Here is a 17,043-nt window from a genome sequence, read left to right on the forward strand (position 1 = left end):
TCATCAGCCTCCAAAGCGCATGGTTGCCGCCAGCTTCAGCGTGACGCCGGGTTCGTAGAGAACAGCGGTCGTGCTGCCGTTGAGCGGGTTGGTGTATTTGACGTCGAACAGATTGTCGGCGCGGAAGTCGACCTTGAGATTGTCGGTCGCCTGGTAGCTGGCGAAGGCGTTGACGAGGGTATAGTCCTTGGCCACCGGGTTGCCTTTGGGCTTGCCGTTGTATTGCACTTCACCGCCGACCGTCAGCTTGTCTTCGAGGAAGCGGAGGCCGAGCTGCGCCGTCACTTGGGAGGAGGGGATGGTAGCAAGATCGGCGCGCTCGCCTTCATACGAGATGGTGTGGCCGTTGATGATGGAAGCCGAAAGGCCGGCATAGCCCCAGCCGGCGTCGTAGACGCTTTCCAGCTCGAAGCCGTTGATCTTGGCCTTGGCAAAGTTCTGGTACTGGAAGCAGATCGGGATGCCCGGGCCGAACGGACAGCCGCTGGTCGGGTCGAATGCCGAAAGCGTGACCCCGTCGATATAGTCCTCGACATTGTTGTTGAAGTAGGCGGCCTTCAGCCGCAGCGCATCGCCGGCTTCGAGAAAGTCGTTCTGCTTGTAGTTGACGCCGAATTCGACCGTCTTGCCGGTTTCGGGCTTGAGATTGGGGTTGGGCAGGAACGGGAAGGTGACGCCGGCCGGATGGTTGCCGCTGATCAGCGTCTCCGTCAGCGAGGGTGAGCGGTAGCCTTCCGCATAGGTGCCGTAGAACTGCAGGCCGGCGAGACTTGCGCTTTCGAAGGGTGACACGCCGACGGTGATGCGCGGCGACAGCCGGTCGCCTGATGTCTCATGGTCGGAGTCCTTCAGGCTGTAGCTGTCGTAGCGCAGGCCGGTGATGACCTCGAGCCATTCCCAGGTCAGCTTGTCCTGGATATAGGCGCCCGAGACGTTGCGCTTGCCCGACGGCGTGTAGAAGCTATCGCCGCCGGCCGTGCCGCCCGTCTCGACATCGTCGCCGACCCAATCGCCGCCATAGGTAAACTCGTGCGCAATGCCGGCGGTCTCGAAGCGTGACGTGTTCCAGATATCGATGCCGGTCGTCCCGACATCGAAAGTCGACAGCGAGCCGGCCGGGAGCACGACGGGAAGGCCGGTTGTCGGATCGAACCGGTTTTTCGGGACAAGAGTCGTCAGATCGAGAACTGTCTTGTTGTAGGAGGCGTTGATGTGGAGGTCGAGCCAGCTCTTGGCATCGTCGGTGATGTTGTAGCGGGCGGTGAAGGTGTTCGACTTCAGGTCGACATCGTTGGCCGGCACGCCGCCGCTCGTCTCCGTCCATCCGTCGCTGGAGCCGACCCAGCCAAGCTTCAGCTGGCTGTTTTCGCTCAGGCGGATGGTGGTCTTGAGCAGGCCGCTCAGCACGTCGAAGCCGGTGCCGGCAACGGTGTTGCCGCCGCCGTTCTTGTAGTCGCCGTAGTCGCGGTAGACGATGTTGCCCAGCGCGTCCCAGTTCTCGTTGAAGCGATAGGCGCCGCTGGCGCTGGTGGTCCAGCCCTTGCCGTTGGTTTCATAGCGCCCGGTGACGGAGGCAGCCCAGGTTTCTTCCGGCTTGAGGAAGTCTTCGGCGTCCTTGGTGTCGAAGAAGACGACGCCGCCGATAGCGCCGGAGCCATAGGTGTTGGCGACCGGGCCGCGGATCACGTCGACGGATTTGATGAGCTCGGGATCGACATAGAAGGTCGACTGCGTGCCATGGTCGGAGCGCTGGAAATCCTGCCTGGCGCCGTCGACGATCACCGCGACGCGGCCGAAGTCCTGCAGGCCGCGGATGTTGATGCTGGAGCTGACGCGCCGTGCGTCGGCCTGCACGGTGACGCCCGGAACGCCGAGCAGCATCTCGTTCGGCGTCGTCGCCATGCGGCGCTCGAGCTGCTCCTGGTCGACATGGCTGGCCGATGCCAGCGACTGGATCGCCGTCTCGCCGGTGCGGCTGATGACCAGGATCTTGTCGAGCAGGGTTCCTTCGGCAGCGGTTTTCTCATCGGCCTTCTTTTTTTGATCCGCCTGCTGGCCTGTCGCCGGCTGCGCGGCCTGTTGCGCTTTCGCGGCCGGCACGCCGAGCGCGATTGCCGCTGCCCCGGCCATCAATATGGCAATGCCGCTTGCCGTCGATCGGAAGCCCGGACCCGCATCCGCCAGGCCCGTCCGTCCCCAATTCACCAACCCCATGCCCCAACTCCAGATTTTCAGGCTCGATGCTGGCTGGCGCGGGGCTCGCTCGCATTTTTGATCACGACCGGCGTCTTAAATGTTGACTCATTTAGTCCGGTAATGCACTGACTAGTAAACATGATTATTCGAGTCAAGAATTGAATCGGCAATTTACGAAGCGCCCGGCCAGACGGCCGGCAAGCAGAAGGAGCGACCCGATGAACACGCACAATCCCAACGACTTCCGCTATCGCGTCCGCCGTTCAGACGACGCGCAGATGCGCTACGAGCGGGTGCCGATGGCGGTGAGGACGCTCTCCAGCAACACGCTGTTCCAGGGCGAGCACGAGATCGGCATCGAGCACCACGGCGCGCTCTACCGGCTGAAGATCACCCGCCAGGGCAAGCTGATCCTCAACAAGTAAGCACGATCTGCAAGCGGAATAGCGCAGACAAAAGTGGGCAGGTGGACGACATGGACCAGCGCGTGAAGCCGTCGCCGGAAGAGATCCGGCGGGCACGGGAAGACAATCCGAAGCTGCGCGAGCGCGATCTCGCAGCCCAACTCGGCGTTTCGGAAGCGGAGCTGGTTGCGGCGCATTGCGGGCAAGGCGCCGTGCGCGTCGAGCCGCGCGTCAACGATCTGCTGACCGGCCTCGAAGCGGTCGGCGAGGTGATGGCGCTGACCCGCAACGAGAGCGCCGTGCACGAGAAGATCGGCGTTTACGACAAGGTCGTCACCGGCAACCACAATGCCATGGTGCTCGGCGAGAACATCGACCTGCGCATCTTCCCGAAGGTGTGGGCGCATGGCTTTGCGGTCGAGAAGCGCGATGGCGGCGAGATCCGCCGCAGCCTGCAGTTCTTCGATGCATCGGGCGAGGCGGTGCACAAGGTGCATCTGAGGCCCGCGTCAAACCTCTATGCCTACCAGAAGCTGGTGGCGAGCCTCGAATCGTCGAAGCAGGAACCGACTGTCACGATAGCTTCAAGCGCGCCGGAAGGCGAGGGGGAGAACCAGGGTTCGGTTGCCAGCATCGACGATCTGCGTGACCGCTGGAGCCGGATGACCGACGTGCATCAGTTCTTCGGCATGCTGAAGACGCTGAAGCTCAGCCGCCGCGAGGCGGTGCGCATGGTCGGGCGGGACTATGCCTGGCTGCTCGACAATGATGCCGTCAACGCCATGTTCCACCACGCGGCGGCAGGCGAGATGCCGATCATGTGCTTCGTGGGAAACCGCGGCTGCATCCAGATCCATTCCGGCCCGATCAAATCGGTCAAGCCGATGGGGCCTTGGATCAACGTGCTCGACGAGACCTTCCACCTGCATCTCAGGACGGACCACATCCATGAAGTCTGGGCGGTGCGCAAGCCGACCAAGGACGGCCATGTCACCTCGCTCGAGGCCTATGACGCCAAGGGCGGCATGATCATCCAGTTCTTCGGCAAGCGCCACGAAGGCGAGGGCGAGCGGGAAGACTGGCGCTTCCTGGCCGAGAACCTGCCCCGCATCCCCAGCCCGACCGCTGCATGAGTCAAGACCCAATGCGTGTTGTTTTCAGTTTCCGCCCTGCGCTCGCGTCGGTGCTTGGTGTTATGCTCGCTGTCCTGCCAGCCGGGGCCAACGAAAGTACGCCCGTCTTCTCGGACAATTCGCGGATCGCCTCCATCGGCGGCTCCATCACCGAGATCGTCTACGCGCTCGGCGAGGAGGGGCATCTCGTCGCCCGCGATTCGACGAGCTATTTCCCGCAAGCCGCGCTCAAGCTGCCCGATGTCGGCTACATGCGCGCGCTGTCGCCGGAGGGGGTGCTGTCGGTCAATCCAACCGGAATCCTGGCGCTGCATGGCAGCGGGCCGAAGGAAGCGGTCGATGTGCTGAAGAAATCGCGCGTGCGCTTTGTCGAAGTGCCCGAGCACTACAGTCACGAAGGCATCCTCGAAAAGATACGCGTCGTCGGCAAGGCGCTCGGCGTCGACGCCAAGGCCGAGAAATTGGCGGCCGAGATGGATGCAAGGCTGAAGGCGGCCGAGAAGCAGACGGCTTCGATCAAGGAGCGCAAGCGCATCCTGTTCGTGCTGTCGACGCAAGGCGGCAAGATCCTTGCCGCGGGCAGCGACACCGCTGGCGACGGCATCATCAAGCTCGCCGGCGCGGTCAACGCGGTCGAAGGGTTCTCCGGCTACAAGCAGATGTCCGACGAGGCGATCGTTACCGCCAGGCCAGATGTGATCCTGACGATGAAGAACGCCGGGCCGCCGATTTCGGAAGACGAGCTGTTAGCCAATCCGTCGATCGCCTCGACGCCCGCGGGTGCCACCCGCAAGGTGATCAGCATGGATGGCGGCTATCTGCTCGGCTTCGGGCCGCGCACGGCCGAGGCCATCCACGATCTCGCCGTCTCGCTCTACGGCAATCAGGTCACGGACTGAACGGCCATGGCCGAACAGTCGATCGCCGGCGCGGCGGGCAGGGTGATGGCAGCCGATGGCGACCGCTCGGCACGGGCAAGGATCGTCATCCTGTTTTTGTCGGTGACGCTTGCGCTGTCCGTGTTCCTGTCGCTGACGTCGGGCGCTTCCGACGCCTCCGCCGTCTCGGTCATCCGCGATTGGTTTACGGGCGCCGTGCCGGCCGATGCGGCGCTCGCCGCCCGCGACCAGTTGATCGTCTATGACATCCGCATGCCGCGCGTGCTGCTCGGCGTGCTTATCGGCGCCGCGCTCGCCGTCTCCGGCGCTGTGATGCAGGGGCTGTTCCGCAATCCGCTCGCCGATCCCGGCCTGATCGGCGTCTCGGCCGGCTCGAGTCTCGGCGCGGTGGCGATCATCGTGCTCGGCGCGAGCTGGCTGGCGCCTGTCACGCGGGCGCTGGGCACGCTCGCGCTGCCGCTGGCGGCTTTCTTCGGCGGCCTGGCGGTCACCTTGCTGCTCTATACCATCGCGACACGCCAGGGCAGGACATCGGTCGCAACGATGCTGCTTGCCGGCCTCGCGATCGCAGCCCTTGCCATGGCGCTCACCGGCGTCCTGATCTTCTTGGCCGACGACCGGCAGTTGCGCGACCTGACCTTCTGGCAGCTCGGCTCGCTTGGCGGCGCGACATGGCCGAAGATCGGCACCGTCGGGCCGGTGATCCTGCTGGCGTTGGCGACGATGCCTTTCCTGTCGCGCGGCCTCAACGCGCTGGCGCTTGGGGAAGTGACCGCGGGCCATCTCGGCATTCCGGTGCAGCGCTTGAAATACACGGCCATCGTCGCGGTTTCGGCGGCGGTCGGCGCGTCGGTCGCCGTCAGCGGCGGCATCGGCTTCGTCGGCATTGTCGTGCCGCATCTCTTGCGCCTCGCGATCGGTCCGGACAACCGCTACCTTTTGCCGGCTTCGGCCTTGCTCGGCGCCTCGCTGCTTCTGCTCGCCGACGCGGTCGCCCGCACCATTGTCGCTCCGGCTGAGCTGCCGATCGGCATCGTCACGGCGGTCGCCGGCGCGCCGCTCTTCCTGTGGATCCTGCTGCGCAAGCGCGGCATCGTCGATTTGTGAGCCGCCGATGGTCGAAGCCCGCGACATCTCCGTGGCGATCGGCGGCAAACGCATCGTGTCGCATGTCGATTTTGCCGCTCGGCCGGGCGAGGTAACGGCAATCGTCGGACCGAACGGATCGGGCAAGACGACCCTGCTCAAGGCGCTGACGGGCGAGCTTTCCTATATCGGCACTGTCACCCTCAACGGTCGCGATCTTGCCGCGATGAAGCCGATGGAGGCAGCGACGCTTCGCGCCGTGCTGCCGCAGTCGACCTCGCTGTCCTTTCCCTTCACGGTGCGCGAAATCGTTCGCCTTGGCCTCATCGGCGGCCGCTCCGGCGTGCTGCCCGGCGAGGATGCGCGCTTGCCTGAGCGGGCGTTGGCGCGGGTCGATCTCGACGGCTTTGCCGGCCGTTTCTACCAGGAGCTTTCCGGCGGCGAGCAGCAGCGCGTGCAGCTTGCGCGCGTGCTGTGCCAGGTCTGGGCGCCGGTGCTGGAGGGCAGGCCGCGCTATCTCTTCCTCGACGAGCCGGTTTCCAGCCTCGACGTCAAGCACCAGTTGATCATCATGAACATCGCGCGCGACTTCGCCCGCCGTGGCGGCGGCGTGGTGGCGATCCTGCACGACCTCAACCTGACCGCCATGTATGCCGACCGCATTTTCGTGCTGCACGGTGGGCAACTGGCCGCTGCCGGCTCACCAACGGACGTGCTGAACGATGAACTGATCGAGAAGGTGTTCGACTGCCGCCTCAAGGTCGGCGCGCTACCCGCAGGGAGCGTGCCGTTCGTGCTGCCGCAATCGGCGGCCTAGGCCGCCGGGGCGCGCTGTTCCAGGAGATCGATGCCGAGCAAATGACGCATGCTCGGGCGCGCGGCGACGAGGTCGGCGATCGTGTAGCGGGAAAGCACGGCGAAGAAGGCGTTGAGCGCCTCGCGCAGCGCCGAATTCAAGGCGCAGCTGTCGACCAGCGGGCATTCGGCGGCGTCGTTTTCAAAACATTCGGCCATGGCGAAGCTTTCTTCGGTGACGCGCACGACATCGAACAGGCTGATCTGCTCGGCCGGTCGGCCGAGCCTCACGCCACCGTTCCTACCGCGCACCGTCTCGACCAGGCCGGCCTCGACCAGCGGCTGCAGGATCTTGAACAGGAACAGCTCCGAAACCGAATAGGCGGCGGCGATCTCGGGGATACGGCTCAGCCTGTCGTTGTTCGCGGCGCAATACATAAGGATGCGCATCGCATAGTTGGTCTGGCGCGTGAGCCGCATGGTAGTCCTCGCGAAAACATTAGCTTGGGCCGAATATGGCCCATAGTTTGGAACAATTCCAGACTGGACCGCCACATAGCTGAATAGACGTGTCAACTTTTTGTGCATGCCGACGCGTCGGGGCGGCTCGATATGCCCCAATACGCTTTGAGCGAGCGTTTCGCGGGAGCGGGCACTAGATAAGTCCGGCTGCAAAGAGGAAACGGCTTTCCATGTCACAATCAGCTCAGGTGCTCGCGCCAGTTCGATTCGACGCCGATGCGCAGGCAAAGCTCTCGGCATTGCGGCGGACCAAGTTCATCGCCGCCGCGGCGCTTGGCCTATGCATCCTTGTCTTCGCGCTCGCCAAGTCTTTCGAGGGCAATTATCCATGGCTCGGCTTCGTCGCCGCCTTCGCCGAGGCGGCGACCATCGGCGGCCTCGCCGACTGGTATGCCGTCGTTGCGCTGTTCAGGCGGCCGCTCGGGCTGCCGATCCCGCACACCGCCATCATCCCGGAGAACCAGCACCGCATCGCCGACAATCTCGGCCGCTTCATTGAGGCCAATTTCCTGGCGCCGGAGCCGGTGCGCGAAAAACTCGCAGAGGTCGACTTTGCCGCTTTGGTCGCCGACTGGCTGGCCGACGCAGAACGGGCCGCCGGGCTTTCGCGCTTCGTCGCCCGGCTGGTGCCGCAGACGCTGACAGCGGTAGAGCAGTCCGGGCTGCGCGACTTCGTCACCAGCCGCATGCTGGAGCAGATCGAAAAGGTGCCGCTGGCACCTTTAGCCGCGGAACTGTTGTCGGCACTCACCGACGACCGTCGCCATCAAAAGCTGTTCGACGAATTCATCAGGGTGGTTGGACGTTTCCTGAACGACGAGAAAGCTCTGGCGACGATGCGTGAGAAGATCCGCGAGGAGCTGCCCTCGCTGTTCAACCTGTTTCGCGCCGACGCCTATCTGCTGAAGAAGATCGTTGCCTCCGCCGGATCGCTGCTGGAGGAGGTGCGAGCCGATCCCGATCATCCGATGCGCGCGGAGTTCGATCGTTTCGCGATCGGTTTCATCGAGCGGCTGCGGACATCCAAGCAATATGCAAGGCGCGCCGAGAAGCTGAAGCGCGATTTCCTCGGCCGTCCGGAGGTCCAGGCGTTGGCCGGCGACATGTGGGCAAGCCTGCGCCTGTTCATCGAGCAGGACGCCAATGCGCCGAATTCGATGATCCGCGAGCACCTTGCCAACATGTTCGTCGAGATCGGCCGGCATCTCGCCGACGATGCCCAGATCAGGGCCGACATGAACCAAGGCTTCGTCGTGGCGCTCGCTTCTTTTGTCGAGAGCCAGAAGAGCGGCGTGTCAAAATTCATCGCCGACCAGGTCAAGCGCTGGGACCTCGCCCAGCTGACGCGGCTGATCGAGGCGAACATCGGCAAGGACCTGCAATATATCCGCTTCAACGGCATGGTGATCGGCGGCCTGGCCGGTTTGGTACTTTATACGGCCGAGCGGCTATTTCTCCTCAATTGACGCGGGCCGGGCGCGCACTATTCTCCCTAGCGGGCGCCGCAGATGCGGCAAATAGGGAGGCGACGGCATGGCAAGACGACCGGAATCCGACTCTTTCCTGGACATGTTCAGCAGGTTCGGCCGCGACCTGAAGCTGCCGAAGGTCGACGTCCAGGCGATCCTCGATCATCACCGCAAGAATCTCGAGGCTCTGGAGAAGTCGGCCAGGGCAAGTGCCGCCGGCGCAACATCCGTTCTGTCGAGGCAGCACGAGATGGTGCAGGAGGCGCTCGGCGAAATCACCCGGATGGCGCAGAACTACCAGGCTCCGGGCAATCCGCAGGAGTTGATGACAAAACAGGTGGAATTCGCCAGGAAATCCTTCGAGACAACGCTGAAGAATGCCGGCGAGGTCGCTGACTTGGTCCGGAAGTCCGGCACCGAATCGGTCGAAATCCTGCGCGACAGGATCAAGGACGCGATGGCGGAAATCCGCGCCGGCTACGACAGGAATTGAACCGGCGCGGGGCTCCGCGTTCCCTGCCTGCCGTAAAACCGTCAACTCTCGGAGTGAAATCGTGGCGCCGCGAATTGACAGGAGCCGCCGGTTCATGGTCGGGAGACTGGCAGAAGCCACCGGGAAAGCAGGAATGACGGAAAATCGGCCGAGAACGCCGCCGACCTTCGAACAGTTGCGGACAATGGCCGGCCAGGAGATCGGCGTGTCGGACTGGACGACGGTCGACCAGCAGCGCATCGACCAGTTCGCCGAATGCACGGGCGACCATCAGTGGATCCATGTCGATCCCGAGCGGGCGAAGCGGCAGAGCCCGTTCCGCACCACGATCGCGCATGGCTATCTGACGCTGTCGATCATCGGCGCGCTGGCGCTGGAGATGGGCATCGTGCCGGAAAACACGCAGGCCGCTTTCAATTACGGCTTCGACAAGGTGCGCTTCCTGGCGCCGGTGAAGTCCGGTGCCCGCATCAGGCTGCGCACGACGCTGCTTTCCATGGAGGACCGCGGCCCCGGCCAATATCTGATGAAGGCGGCGAACACCGTCGAGATCGAGGGCGAGCAGAAGCCGGCGCTGACCGCCGAGACGCTGGTGATGATGTATGAGCGCCGCAAGCGGGCAGGCGCTTAGGGTCTGCCGATATTCAGGTGAGGCCGGCCTGCGAGTGGCGGCTTCCTGTGCTTCCGGCCTTCGCCGACCGAAGCCGTCATAAGTGTCTCCGTCCTATGAAGGCTACGGCCGGCGTAGGCCGGTTCTCGGAAGCCACCACTCTCGGCTCGGCCTGACCTGAATCTCGAGAGACCCTGGAGCGCTGGTTTGCCAGGCCAGCGTTTTCTCAGATGACGTTTGTCTGCTGAACGCGATTCGGTCGGTTTAATCGCCTTAACGCAAAGAGTGTGGCCAGCGCGAAGCCGGCGGCATAGCTGGCCAATGGCCAAGCGGTGTCGCCGTCGAGGGCGATGACGAGCAGCGTGCCCGCTGTCGAAACGATTACGCTCTGCAGGCAGAAATAGAGCGCGACGGCGGTGCCTGCGACGTCGCCAAAGGGTTCGAGCGCGCCGTTGGCGGTGACCGAAGCCGTGAAGACGATGCCGATGGCGATGATCCACATCGGCACGACGAAGGTCGCGAAGGAGGGCGTTGCGAATATCTCTCCTGCGGCGAGCAGAGCTGCACCCAGAAGCAGCATCGCCATGCCGCGCGCGGCGCTGCCTGCGATGCCCCAGCGCGCAACAAAAGTCTTCGCAGACCGGCTGGTGAGGATCATCACCAATGCCGCCGTGGCGAAGGCCAGGCTGAAGCCGATCTGCGAGAAGCCGGCCCGACCGATGAGCACCCTTGGCGCAGTCGAAAAGAACACGAAGAAAGAGCCCATCGCGGTGGCGAAGGCGAGCGTGTAGGTCCAGAACGCGAAGCTGCGCAGGATCGGCGCGAAGGCCGCCTGAACGGGGCCACCGTTCATGGGGCGTGTCTCGTGCCATTTCGGCCAGGCGTTGAGCGTGGCCGCCGCCGCCAGAATGCCAAGCGTCACGAAGATTGCCCGCCACCCAAGACTGTTCGCGATGAGCGCACCGGCGATCGGTCCCAGCGCCGGCACGAAGGACAGCAAGGAACCGAGCATGCCGTAGACGACGGCGCTTTCCGGCCGTTGCGCGTAGACATCGCGGACCGTTGCGAAGACGGCAACGAGCATGGCCGATGCGCCCAAGGCTTGAGCGATGCGCAGGGCAAGGAAGGCCGGAGCAAGGGATGTGCCGGCAAGCAGGAAGGAGGCGGCGGCGAACGAAATGGCGCCGCCGATCAGCACCGGGCGCCGGCCCACCCGGTCGGAAACCGGCCCGAAGACGAGCTGACCGAGCCCGAGGCAGACCATGTAGAGGCTGAGCGTCAGCTGGACGATTGCCGGCGAAGTGCCAAGCGCGCCCGGCATGCTCGGGACGACCGGGAGGTAAATATCCATGGCGAGGGAAGCCAGGACGTCGAAGGGAGACATCAGCAACAAGGCTGCCGGCATGGACAGGGTCCATGCCGGTTGGTTTGGACAAGACATGAGAAAAAATCCGCTCAAATGGTGACATTCGGCGGCGATCTGCTTTCAGTTTGGAAAGACGGGACAGACTGCCGCAACAACGAAGCGCTGTTGCGGCTTACTTGTCTGCTGACTTGCTGGATCCCATGGCTGTCGGTCCCGAAACGATGGCGCACGCTGGAGACGTGCATGTTGCGGTTCAGTATCTGCCGAACCGGGCTGCGGCAACCTCCAAGCTTGCCTATGCTGCCTTGCGGAGGGACGCAGCCGTCGCTTTTTCGAGTACCCTGAAGATGCGCTCATCCTCGCATTGGGCGACATTGAAGCGCATGAAGCGGCCGGCGGTGTGCGAGAGGCTGAAGGCATTGCCGGGCGCCAGCACCACATTCTCCGACAGCGCATGGCGGGCAACGTCAGCGGCGTCGATGCCGTCGGGCAGCCGGCACCACAGGAACATGCCGGTCGGTTGGTCGATCCAGGGCACGATGTCCATTGCTTTCAGCCTGCCGGCGGTCTCGGCCATGGCGCGCGCCAGGCGGGCGCGCAACTGCTCGACATGCTTGCGGTAGCTGCCGTCCTTCAGCAGGGTCAGCACCAGTTCCGAGGACAGGCGCCCGCCACCGAAAGTGGTCGCGATCTTGAGGTCGGTCAACCCTTCCATCCGGTCGCGGGGCGCAGCGATGAAGCCGCATCGCACCGAGGCCGACAGCGTCTTCGAAAAAGAACCGATCTGGATGACGCGGCCGAGGCCATCGAAAGCCGCCAGCCGCGGCGCCGGCGTGTGCTCGAAATCGGCAAAGATGTCGTCTTCGATGATGGCGAGATCGGATTGGTCGGCGAGCTTCAGCAGCCGGTGGGCAACCACCGGCGACAGCACCGCGCCGGTCGGGTTGTGAAGCGCCGAATTGGTGATGTAGAGGCGCGGCCGATACGCGGCGAGCGCCTGCGCGAACAGTTCGATATCGGGCCCCGACGGCGTCATGGGGACACCGACCACCTTGGCGCGATGGGCGCGCAGCAGCGCATGAAAATTGAAGTAACAGGGATCGTCGACCAGCACGGTGTCGCCAGGCTCGAGCAGGAAGCGGCACAATAGGTCGATCGCCTGCGTTCCGGATTCGGTGAGCATGATCTGGTCGGGCGACGCTTCGACGCCATGCGCCGAGAGGCGGCGGGCAAGCAAATGCCGCAACGCCGGCAGGCCGAGCGGCGTGCTGTAGTCGGCAAGCGTCGCGTCGTCGGTGCGTGCGGCACTGCGCAATGCGCGGCGCAAGGCGGCTTGCGGCATCCACGAGGCCGGCAGCCAGCCGCATCCTGGTTTCAGCATCTCGTCGCCTGCCTCAAGCGACTGCCGCGAGACCCAGAGCGGATCGACGGCGCGATCGAGGCGGCGACCAATCTCGGCCAGCGACAGCGGCGCGAGCGGGCCGGCGGCATAGAAACCGGAACCCGGCCGCGAGCGGATCGTGCCTTCCGCGGCGAGACGCTCATAGGCCTCGACCACCGTCGACTTCGACACCTGCATTGTGCCGGCGAAGGCGCGGATCGAAGGCAGGCGCGCGCCTGGCGTCAGGACGCGCGCGGCGATCCGCTGCCGGATGGCCGCCATGACCGTTTCGACCAGCGTTCCACCGGCATTCGGGCCGGGTGTGTCCATCTGTACTCCCCTGCAGGCCATTACAGTTTTGCCGAACTGTACCGCATTGTCTCTGGCAAAGCCATGGCCCTGGGCCGTACGGACGAAGCAAATGGAGTAGATCATGGACAAGGGTTTGAACGGCTGGCTGAACGGTTTCATCGGCGTGCTGATCTTCAGCGGCTCGCTGCCGGCGACGCGTGTCGCGGTGATGGATTTCGACCCGACCTTTTTGACCTCGGCCCGAGCGGCGATCGCCGGCCTGCTTGGCATTGCGATGCTGCTCCTGTTTCGTGAGAAGCGGCCAGAGCGAAGCGATCTGGTTTCGCTGGCCATCGTTGCGCTGGGCGTCGTGGTCGGCTTTCCCTTGCTGACGGCGCTGGCGCTGAAGCATGTCGCCGCGGCGCACTCCATCGTCTTTGTCGGCCTGCTGCCGCTGGCGACCGCGATCTTCGGCGTGCTGCGCGGCGGCGACCGTCCGCGTCCTGCCTTTTGGCTGTTTTCATGCCTGGGCAGCGCTTTGGTCGCCGGCTTTGCGCTGCTGCAGGGCGTGACGGTGTCGCCGGTCGGCGATGCGCTGATGCTTGCCGCGATCATCGCCTGCGGATTGGGCTATGCCGAGGGCGCCGCGCTGTCGCGCAGGCTCGGTGGCTGGCAGGTGATCTGCTGGGCGCTGGCGCTGTCGCTGCCGGTCATGCTGTTGCTGACCTTTGCGACGCTGCCGCCCTCCTTCGCCGGCGTCGGCTCCGGCGCATGGATCGGCCTCGCCTACGTCTCGCTGTTCAGCATGCTGATCGGCTTCGTGTTCTGGTATCGAGGCCTGGCGCAGGGCGGCATCGCGGCCGTCGGGCAGTTGCAACTGCTGCAGCCGTTCTTCGGCCTGGCGCTGGCGGCGAGCCTGCTGCACGAGCAGGTCAGCCCGCTGATGGTGGTTGTCACGCTCGGCGTCGTGCTGTGCGTGTTCGGGGCGAAGAAGTTTGCAAAGCCGAGTCCGCCACTGCGCCCAGCCCAGCAATGACAGCGCTGTTTCCTACTGAAATTTCGTCACCACGCCGATGCCGATGCCCTCGAAGCCGCTCATCGCCATCAGCGCGGCCGGCGCTTCCTCGAGGCTGATCTTCTTGCCGACCAGTAGCTCGGGCTTCAGCTTGCCGGTGCGGATCATCTCCATCATCGCGGAATAGCGGTAGGCCTGCATGCCGTGACTGCCGAGGATTTCGAGCTCGAAGGCGATCACCTTGTCCATCGGCACCTGCGGGCGTGCGTGCTCGCCGAGCATCAGCCCGACCTGAACGTGGCGGCCGCGCCGGCGCAAATTGGCGATCGAGTTGAACGATGTCGTCGGGTGGCCGAGCGCGTCCATCGACATATGCGCGCCGCCATTGGTGATCTGCTTGACCGCCTTGACGACGTTCTGCGTCGTCGAGGCGTTGATCGTCGCAACCGCGCCGATTTTCTTGGCGAAGTCCAGCTTCTCGTCGGTGAGGTCGATGGCGATGACATTGGCGCCCATGGCGCTGGCGATCATGATCGCCGACAGCCCGACGCCGCCGCAGCCATGCACGGCCACCCATTCGCCCGGCGTCACCCGGCCCTGGTCGACGATGGCGCGGAAAGAGGTGACGAAACGGCAGCCGAGGCTGGCGGCGGTGGCGAATTCCATAGAATCAGGCAGGCGAACGAGATTGGTGTCGGCATGCTCGATGCCGACATATTCGGCGAAGGAGCCCCAGCCGGTGAAGCCCGGCTGCGTCTGGTGCTCGCAGACCTGATGGTTGCCGGAGTTGCATTCGAAGCAGCGGCCGCAGCCGACGGCGAAGGGCACGGTGACGCGGTCGCCGGCTTTCCAGCGGCTCACCAGCTTGCCGGCGGCGACGACGACGCCTGCCAGCTCATGTCCGGGAACATGCGGCAGCGTGATGCCGTCGTCATGGCCCATCCAGCCATGCCAGTCGCTGCGGCACAGCCCGGTCGCCTCGACCTTGATGACGACGCCATCCGCCGCCGGTTTCGGGTCGGGGACGGTCTGGATCGTCGGCGCCTCGCCGAATTTTTCGAAGACGACAGCTTTCATGGGACAAGTCCTTGTAAATGCTATTCTGCATCGATCTGATTTTGAGGTGCGGCCTTCTGGAAGGCCGGCAGCGCCATGCAGGCGGCGTGGATGCGCGAGATCACCGGGTAGGGCGCCATGTCGACGCCGAAGCGGGCGTTGTTGGTGACCTGAGCGGCGAGGCAGATATCGGCCAATCCCGGCGTGTCGCCGTGGCAGAACGTGCCGGTCTCAGGCGACGAAGCCAGAATCTTCTCGAGCGGCTGGAACCCTTCGTTCACCCAGTGCCTGAACCAGTTGACGACATCCTCGTCGCCGGCGCCGAAGAGGGTGCGCAACGAGGTGAGCACGCGCAGATTGTTCACCGGATGGATGTCGCACGCGATCATCTGCGCCAGCATCCTGACGCGGGCGCGCGCAAGCGCGTCCTTGGGCAGCAGCGGCGGCTCGGGCGCGATCTCGTCGAGATATTCGACGATCGCCAGCGACTGCGTCAAAAGCGTTCCGTCGTCCAGCACCAGCGCCGGCACCAGCCCTTGCGGGTTGACCGCGAGGTAGGCGGGTTCGAGATGCTCGCCATGGCGCAGGTGGTGCGGCACATAGGTATAGCTCAGCCCCTTCATCTCCAGCGCGATCCGCACCCGGTAGGAGGTGGAGGAGCGATAGTAGTTGTGAAGGACGAGGTCGCTCATCAATCAAGCCCTTGGCTGGCCGATGGTCACCTCGATTACGCCGATGCCGTCGACGCCGCCGGTGATCCTGTCGCCCGGCTGAACCGCGCCGACGCCGGCCGGCGTGCCGGTGAAGATCAGGTCGCCTGGCTGAAGCTCGACCGCCTCGCTGCAGATCGCAACGACATCGGCGACCGGCCAGATCAGCTCGGCGAGGTCGCCATCCTGTTTTACCTCATCGTTTACAGCGAGCCAGATGCGGCCCTTGTCGGGATGGCCTGCCTTTGCGACCGGCAGCAGCGGGCCGCAGGGCGCGGACTGGTCGAAGGCCTTCGACCAATCCCAGGGGCGGGCTGCCTTCTTCGCTTGGTCCTGCAGGTCGCGGCGGGTCAAGTCGACGCCGACGCCGTGGCCCCAGACATGGGCAAGCGCCTCGGCGCGGGGAATGCGGAAGCCGGCTCTGCCGATCGCCACGACCAGCTCGATCTCGTGATGGAGATTTGAGGTCAAAGGCGGGTAGGGGATTTCCGCGCCGCTGTCGACCACCGCGTCGGCCGGCTTGGTGAAGAAGAAGGGCGGGTCGCGCTCGTCATTGCCGAGCTCGCGCGCATGCGCCGCATAATTGCGGCCGACGCAGAAGATGCGGCGGACGGCAAACCGCTCCGCCGAGCCGGCGACGGCAACCGAAGCGATTGCTGGCGGCGGGAGGACGAAGTCGGTCATCGGCATTCTCTGCGTTTAAATGAATCCGACCGCACATTCGGCCGATTTGATCAGGCGGGCAAGGCATTAAGCCGTGGAAACCATTGGCCCTGTCGTTTTGCCGACACCGCGACTTTCGGGCGATGTACTATTTGGCAATAATCTGGCCATGGTCGCGGGACTATCCTGTGACAGACGAAACCGAACCGATGCCCGAACCCATAAAATGACCGCCGTCAGCGATCGCGCCCGTTTTTTGATCATCGACGACCACCCGCTGTTTCGCGAGGCGCTGCACAGCGCCGTGCAAATGGCCTATCCGGACGTCGATACGGTCGAGGCGCGCTCGATCGCGGAGGCGATCGAACTTCTGGCCGACGCAAAGCCGTTCGACCTGGCGCTGCTCGATCTCAGCATGCCCGACGTGCACGGCTTCGAAGGGTTATTGCAGCTCAGGACCCGCTATCCGCGGCTGCCCGTCGTGATCGTGTCGGGCTACGAGGAGCCGAAGATCATTTCCGAAGCGCTGTCCTACGGCGCGGCCGGTTTCATTCCGAAATCGGCGCGGAAGAGCGATCTCGCCGCCGCCATCCGCTCGGTGATGGACGGCGCCGTCTACGTGCCGGAAAACTACGAGGGACAGCCGCCGGACGCCGACAGCACCGACCGTGCCGACATGGTGCAGCGCCTGGCCAGGCTGACGCCGCAGCAACTGAGGGTCCTGCAGATGTTGCGCCAGGGCATGCTGAACAAGCAGATCGCCTACGAGCTGCAGGTGGGCGAGACCACCGTCAAGGCGCATGTCTCCGAGATTTTACGCAAGCTCAATGTCTACAGCCGGACGCAAGCAGTGATCGAGGTATCGAAGCTGGACAATGCGGAGTTGTTTCGCGATCAGGCGGGGTTTTGAGAGCTCAGCCTACGCGTGCCGAAAATGCACAGTTACTGCAATTC

The 17,043-nt window shown here is 64.4% G+C and carries 17 protein-coding genes; 10 read left to right on the forward strand and 7 right to left on the reverse strand.

The genetic code is table 11. The annotated features are described in order from the left end of the window. Positions 1-3: 3 nt before the first annotated feature. On the reverse strand, positions 4-2,214 hold the full coding sequence (locus AC4FWB_RS21295; protein WP_491028225.1) for a TonB-dependent hemoglobin/transferrin/lactoferrin family receptor: 2,211 nt from the start codon (positions 2,212-2,214) through the stop codon (positions 4-6). A 200-nt stretch (positions 2,215-2,414) separates the two neighbouring features. On the opposite strand from AC4FWB_RS21295, the gene hemP reads away from it, so the two are divergent. The 5 genes from hemP (at position 2,415) to AC4FWB_RS21320 (ending at position 6,535) form a co-directional block, all read left to right on the forward strand. Further along, the gene (hemP, locus tag AC4FWB_RS21300) at positions 2,415-2,621 is read left to right on the forward strand and encodes a hemin uptake protein HemP (protein ID WP_491028226.1); all 207 of its coding nucleotides are present in this window, start codon (positions 2,415-2,417) and stop codon (positions 2,619-2,621) included. Positions 2,622-2,671: 50 nt separating this feature from the next. Then, positions 2,672-3,733: a hemin-degrading factor gene (locus AC4FWB_RS21305; RefSeq protein ID WP_491028227.1), complete on the forward strand. Its 1,062-nt coding sequence runs from the start codon at positions 2,672-2,674 to the stop codon at positions 3,731-3,733. A gap of 62 nt (positions 3,734-3,795) precedes the next feature. Further along, on the forward strand, positions 3,796-4,632 hold the full coding sequence (locus AC4FWB_RS21310; protein WP_491028228.1) for a heme/hemin ABC transporter substrate-binding protein: 837 nt from the start codon (positions 3,796-3,798) through the stop codon (positions 4,630-4,632). Between the two features lie 6 nt (positions 4,633-4,638). After that, positions 4,639-5,739, forward strand: coding sequence for a FecCD family ABC transporter permease (locus AC4FWB_RS21315; protein ID WP_491028229.1), 1,101 nt, complete (start codon positions 4,639-4,641; stop codon positions 5,737-5,739). Between the two features lie 7 nt (positions 5,740-5,746). Continuing rightward, positions 5,747-6,535, forward strand: coding sequence for a heme ABC transporter ATP-binding protein (locus tag AC4FWB_RS21320; RefSeq protein ID WP_491028230.1), 789 nt, complete (start codon positions 5,747-5,749; stop codon positions 6,533-6,535). Here AC4FWB_RS21320 and rirA read toward each other — a convergent pair. Beyond that, a complete protein-coding gene (gene rirA / locus AC4FWB_RS21325) occupies positions 6,532-6,993 on the reverse strand; it encodes an iron-responsive transcriptional regulator RirA (RefSeq protein WP_491028231.1) in 462 nt (153 codons plus the stop codon). The two genes, AC4FWB_RS21320 and rirA, sit on opposite strands and share 4 nt — an antisense overlap. Positions 6,994-7,205: 212 nt before the next feature. Here rirA and AC4FWB_RS21330 point away from each other — a divergent pair, with 212 nt between their 5' ends. From AC4FWB_RS21330 to AC4FWB_RS21340, 3 genes are all read left to right on the forward strand, one after another. Further along, entirely contained in the window at positions 7,206-8,501 is a 1,296-nt protein-coding gene (locus AC4FWB_RS21330; protein WP_491028232.1) for a DUF445 domain-containing protein, read from the forward strand. A 67-nt stretch (positions 8,502-8,568) separates the two neighbouring features. Further along, on the forward strand, positions 8,569-8,997 hold the full coding sequence (locus AC4FWB_RS21335; RefSeq protein WP_491028233.1) for a phasin family protein: 429 nt from the start codon (positions 8,569-8,571) through the stop codon (positions 8,995-8,997). 133 nt (positions 8,998-9,130) lie between these two features. Further along, positions 9,131-9,628 (forward strand): MaoC family dehydratase, encoded by a 498-nt coding sequence (locus AC4FWB_RS21340; RefSeq protein ID WP_127859867.1) that lies wholly within the window; start codon positions 9,131-9,133, stop codon positions 9,626-9,628. Positions 9,629-9,833: 205 nt separating this feature from the next. Here the strand turns inward: AC4FWB_RS21340 and cml are convergent, their stop codons facing one another. Both cml and AC4FWB_RS21350 read right to left on the reverse strand, forming a co-directional pair. Beyond that, positions 9,834-11,048, reverse strand: a complete 1,215-nt coding sequence (gene cml / locus AC4FWB_RS21345; protein WP_491028234.1) for a CmlA/FloR family chloramphenicol efflux MFS transporter — start codon at positions 11,046-11,048, stop codon at positions 9,834-9,836. A gap of 220 nt (positions 11,049-11,268) precedes the next feature. Then, positions 11,269-12,684, reverse strand: coding sequence for an aminotransferase-like domain-containing protein (locus AC4FWB_RS21350; protein WP_491028235.1), 1,416 nt, complete (start codon positions 12,682-12,684; stop codon positions 11,269-11,271). Between the two features lie 103 nt (positions 12,685-12,787). Between AC4FWB_RS21350 and AC4FWB_RS21355 the strand changes: the two genes are divergently transcribed. Further along, entirely contained in the window at positions 12,788-13,681 is an 894-nt protein-coding gene (locus AC4FWB_RS21355) for a DMT family transporter (RefSeq protein ID WP_491028236.1), read from the forward strand. 12 nt (positions 13,682-13,693) lie between these two features. Here the strand turns inward: AC4FWB_RS21355 and AC4FWB_RS21360 are convergent, their stop codons facing one another. From AC4FWB_RS21360 to AC4FWB_RS21370, 3 genes are read right to left on the reverse strand one after another with little or no spacing between them, the layout of a single operon-like run. Continuing rightward, on the reverse strand, positions 13,694-14,737 hold the full coding sequence (locus AC4FWB_RS21360; protein ID WP_491028237.1) for a zinc-dependent alcohol dehydrogenase family protein: 1,044 nt from the start codon (positions 14,735-14,737) through the stop codon (positions 13,694-13,696). A gap of 20 nt (positions 14,738-14,757) precedes the next feature. Beyond that, positions 14,758-15,408, reverse strand: a complete 651-nt coding sequence (gene maiA, locus AC4FWB_RS21365) for a maleylacetoacetate isomerase (RefSeq protein ID WP_491028238.1) — start codon at positions 15,406-15,408, stop codon at positions 14,758-14,760. A gap of 3 nt (positions 15,409-15,411) precedes the next feature. Continuing rightward, entirely contained in the window at positions 15,412-16,110 is a 699-nt protein-coding gene (locus AC4FWB_RS21370) for a fumarylacetoacetate hydrolase family protein (protein ID WP_491028239.1), read from the reverse strand. Between the two features lie 205 nt (positions 16,111-16,315). Between AC4FWB_RS21370 and AC4FWB_RS21375 the strand changes: the two genes are divergently transcribed. Further along, on the forward strand, positions 16,316-16,999 hold the full coding sequence (locus AC4FWB_RS21375; protein WP_126099704.1) for a response regulator: 684 nt from the start codon (positions 16,316-16,318) through the stop codon (positions 16,997-16,999). The last annotated feature ends 44 nt before the right edge of the window (positions 17,000-17,043 follow it).

This window comes from Mesorhizobium sp. LEGMi-168a (genome assembly GCF_058312955.1).

Excerpts from the sequence above, each read along its gene's own strand:
- AC4FWB_RS21295 (WP_491028225.1), bottom strand. The coding sequence starts at position 2,214 with ATGGGGTTGGTGAATTGGGGACGGACGGGCCTGGCGGATGCGGGTCCG.
- hemP (WP_491028226.1), top strand. The coding sequence starts at position 2,415 with ATGAACACGCACAATCCCAACGACTTCCGCTATCGCGTCCGCCGTTCA.
- AC4FWB_RS21305 (WP_491028227.1), top strand. The coding sequence starts at position 2,672 with ATGGACCAGCGCGTGAAGCCGTCGCCGGAAGAGATCCGGCGGGCACGG.
- AC4FWB_RS21310 (WP_491028228.1), top strand. The coding sequence starts at position 3,796 with ATGCTCGCTGTCCTGCCAGCCGGGGCCAACGAAAGTACGCCCGTCTTC.
- AC4FWB_RS21315 (WP_491028229.1), top strand. The coding sequence starts at position 4,639 with ATGGCCGAACAGTCGATCGCCGGCGCGGCGGGCAGGGTGATGGCAGCC.
- AC4FWB_RS21320 (WP_491028230.1), top strand. The coding sequence starts at position 5,747 with ATGGTCGAAGCCCGCGACATCTCCGTGGCGATCGGCGGCAAACGCATC.
- rirA (WP_491028231.1), bottom strand. The coding sequence starts at position 6,993 with ATGCGGCTCACGCGCCAGACCAACTATGCGATGCGCATCCTTATGTAT.
- AC4FWB_RS21330 (WP_491028232.1), top strand. The coding sequence starts at position 7,206 with ATGTCACAATCAGCTCAGGTGCTCGCGCCAGTTCGATTCGACGCCGAT.
- AC4FWB_RS21335 (WP_491028233.1), top strand. The coding sequence starts at position 8,569 with ATGGCAAGACGACCGGAATCCGACTCTTTCCTGGACATGTTCAGCAGG.
- AC4FWB_RS21340 (WP_127859867.1), top strand. The coding sequence starts at position 9,131 with ATGACGGAAAATCGGCCGAGAACGCCGCCGACCTTCGAACAGTTGCGG.
- cml (WP_491028234.1), bottom strand. The coding sequence starts at position 11,048 with ATGTCTTGTCCAAACCAACCGGCATGGACCCTGTCCATGCCGGCAGCC.
- AC4FWB_RS21350 (WP_491028235.1), bottom strand. The coding sequence starts at position 12,684 with ATGGACACACCCGGCCCGAATGCCGGTGGAACGCTGGTCGAAACGGTC.
- AC4FWB_RS21355 (WP_491028236.1), top strand. The coding sequence starts at position 12,788 with ATGGACAAGGGTTTGAACGGCTGGCTGAACGGTTTCATCGGCGTGCTG.
- AC4FWB_RS21360 (WP_491028237.1), bottom strand. The coding sequence starts at position 14,737 with ATGAAAGCTGTCGTCTTCGAAAAATTCGGCGAGGCGCCGACGATCCAG.
- maiA (WP_491028238.1), bottom strand. The coding sequence starts at position 15,408 with ATGAGCGACCTCGTCCTTCACAACTACTATCGCTCCTCCACCTCCTAC.
- AC4FWB_RS21370 (WP_491028239.1), bottom strand. The coding sequence starts at position 16,110 with ATGACCGACTTCGTCCTCCCGCCGCCAGCAATCGCTTCGGTTGCCGTC.
- AC4FWB_RS21375 (WP_126099704.1), top strand. The coding sequence starts at position 16,316 with ATGACCGCCGTCAGCGATCGCGCCCGTTTTTTGATCATCGACGACCAC.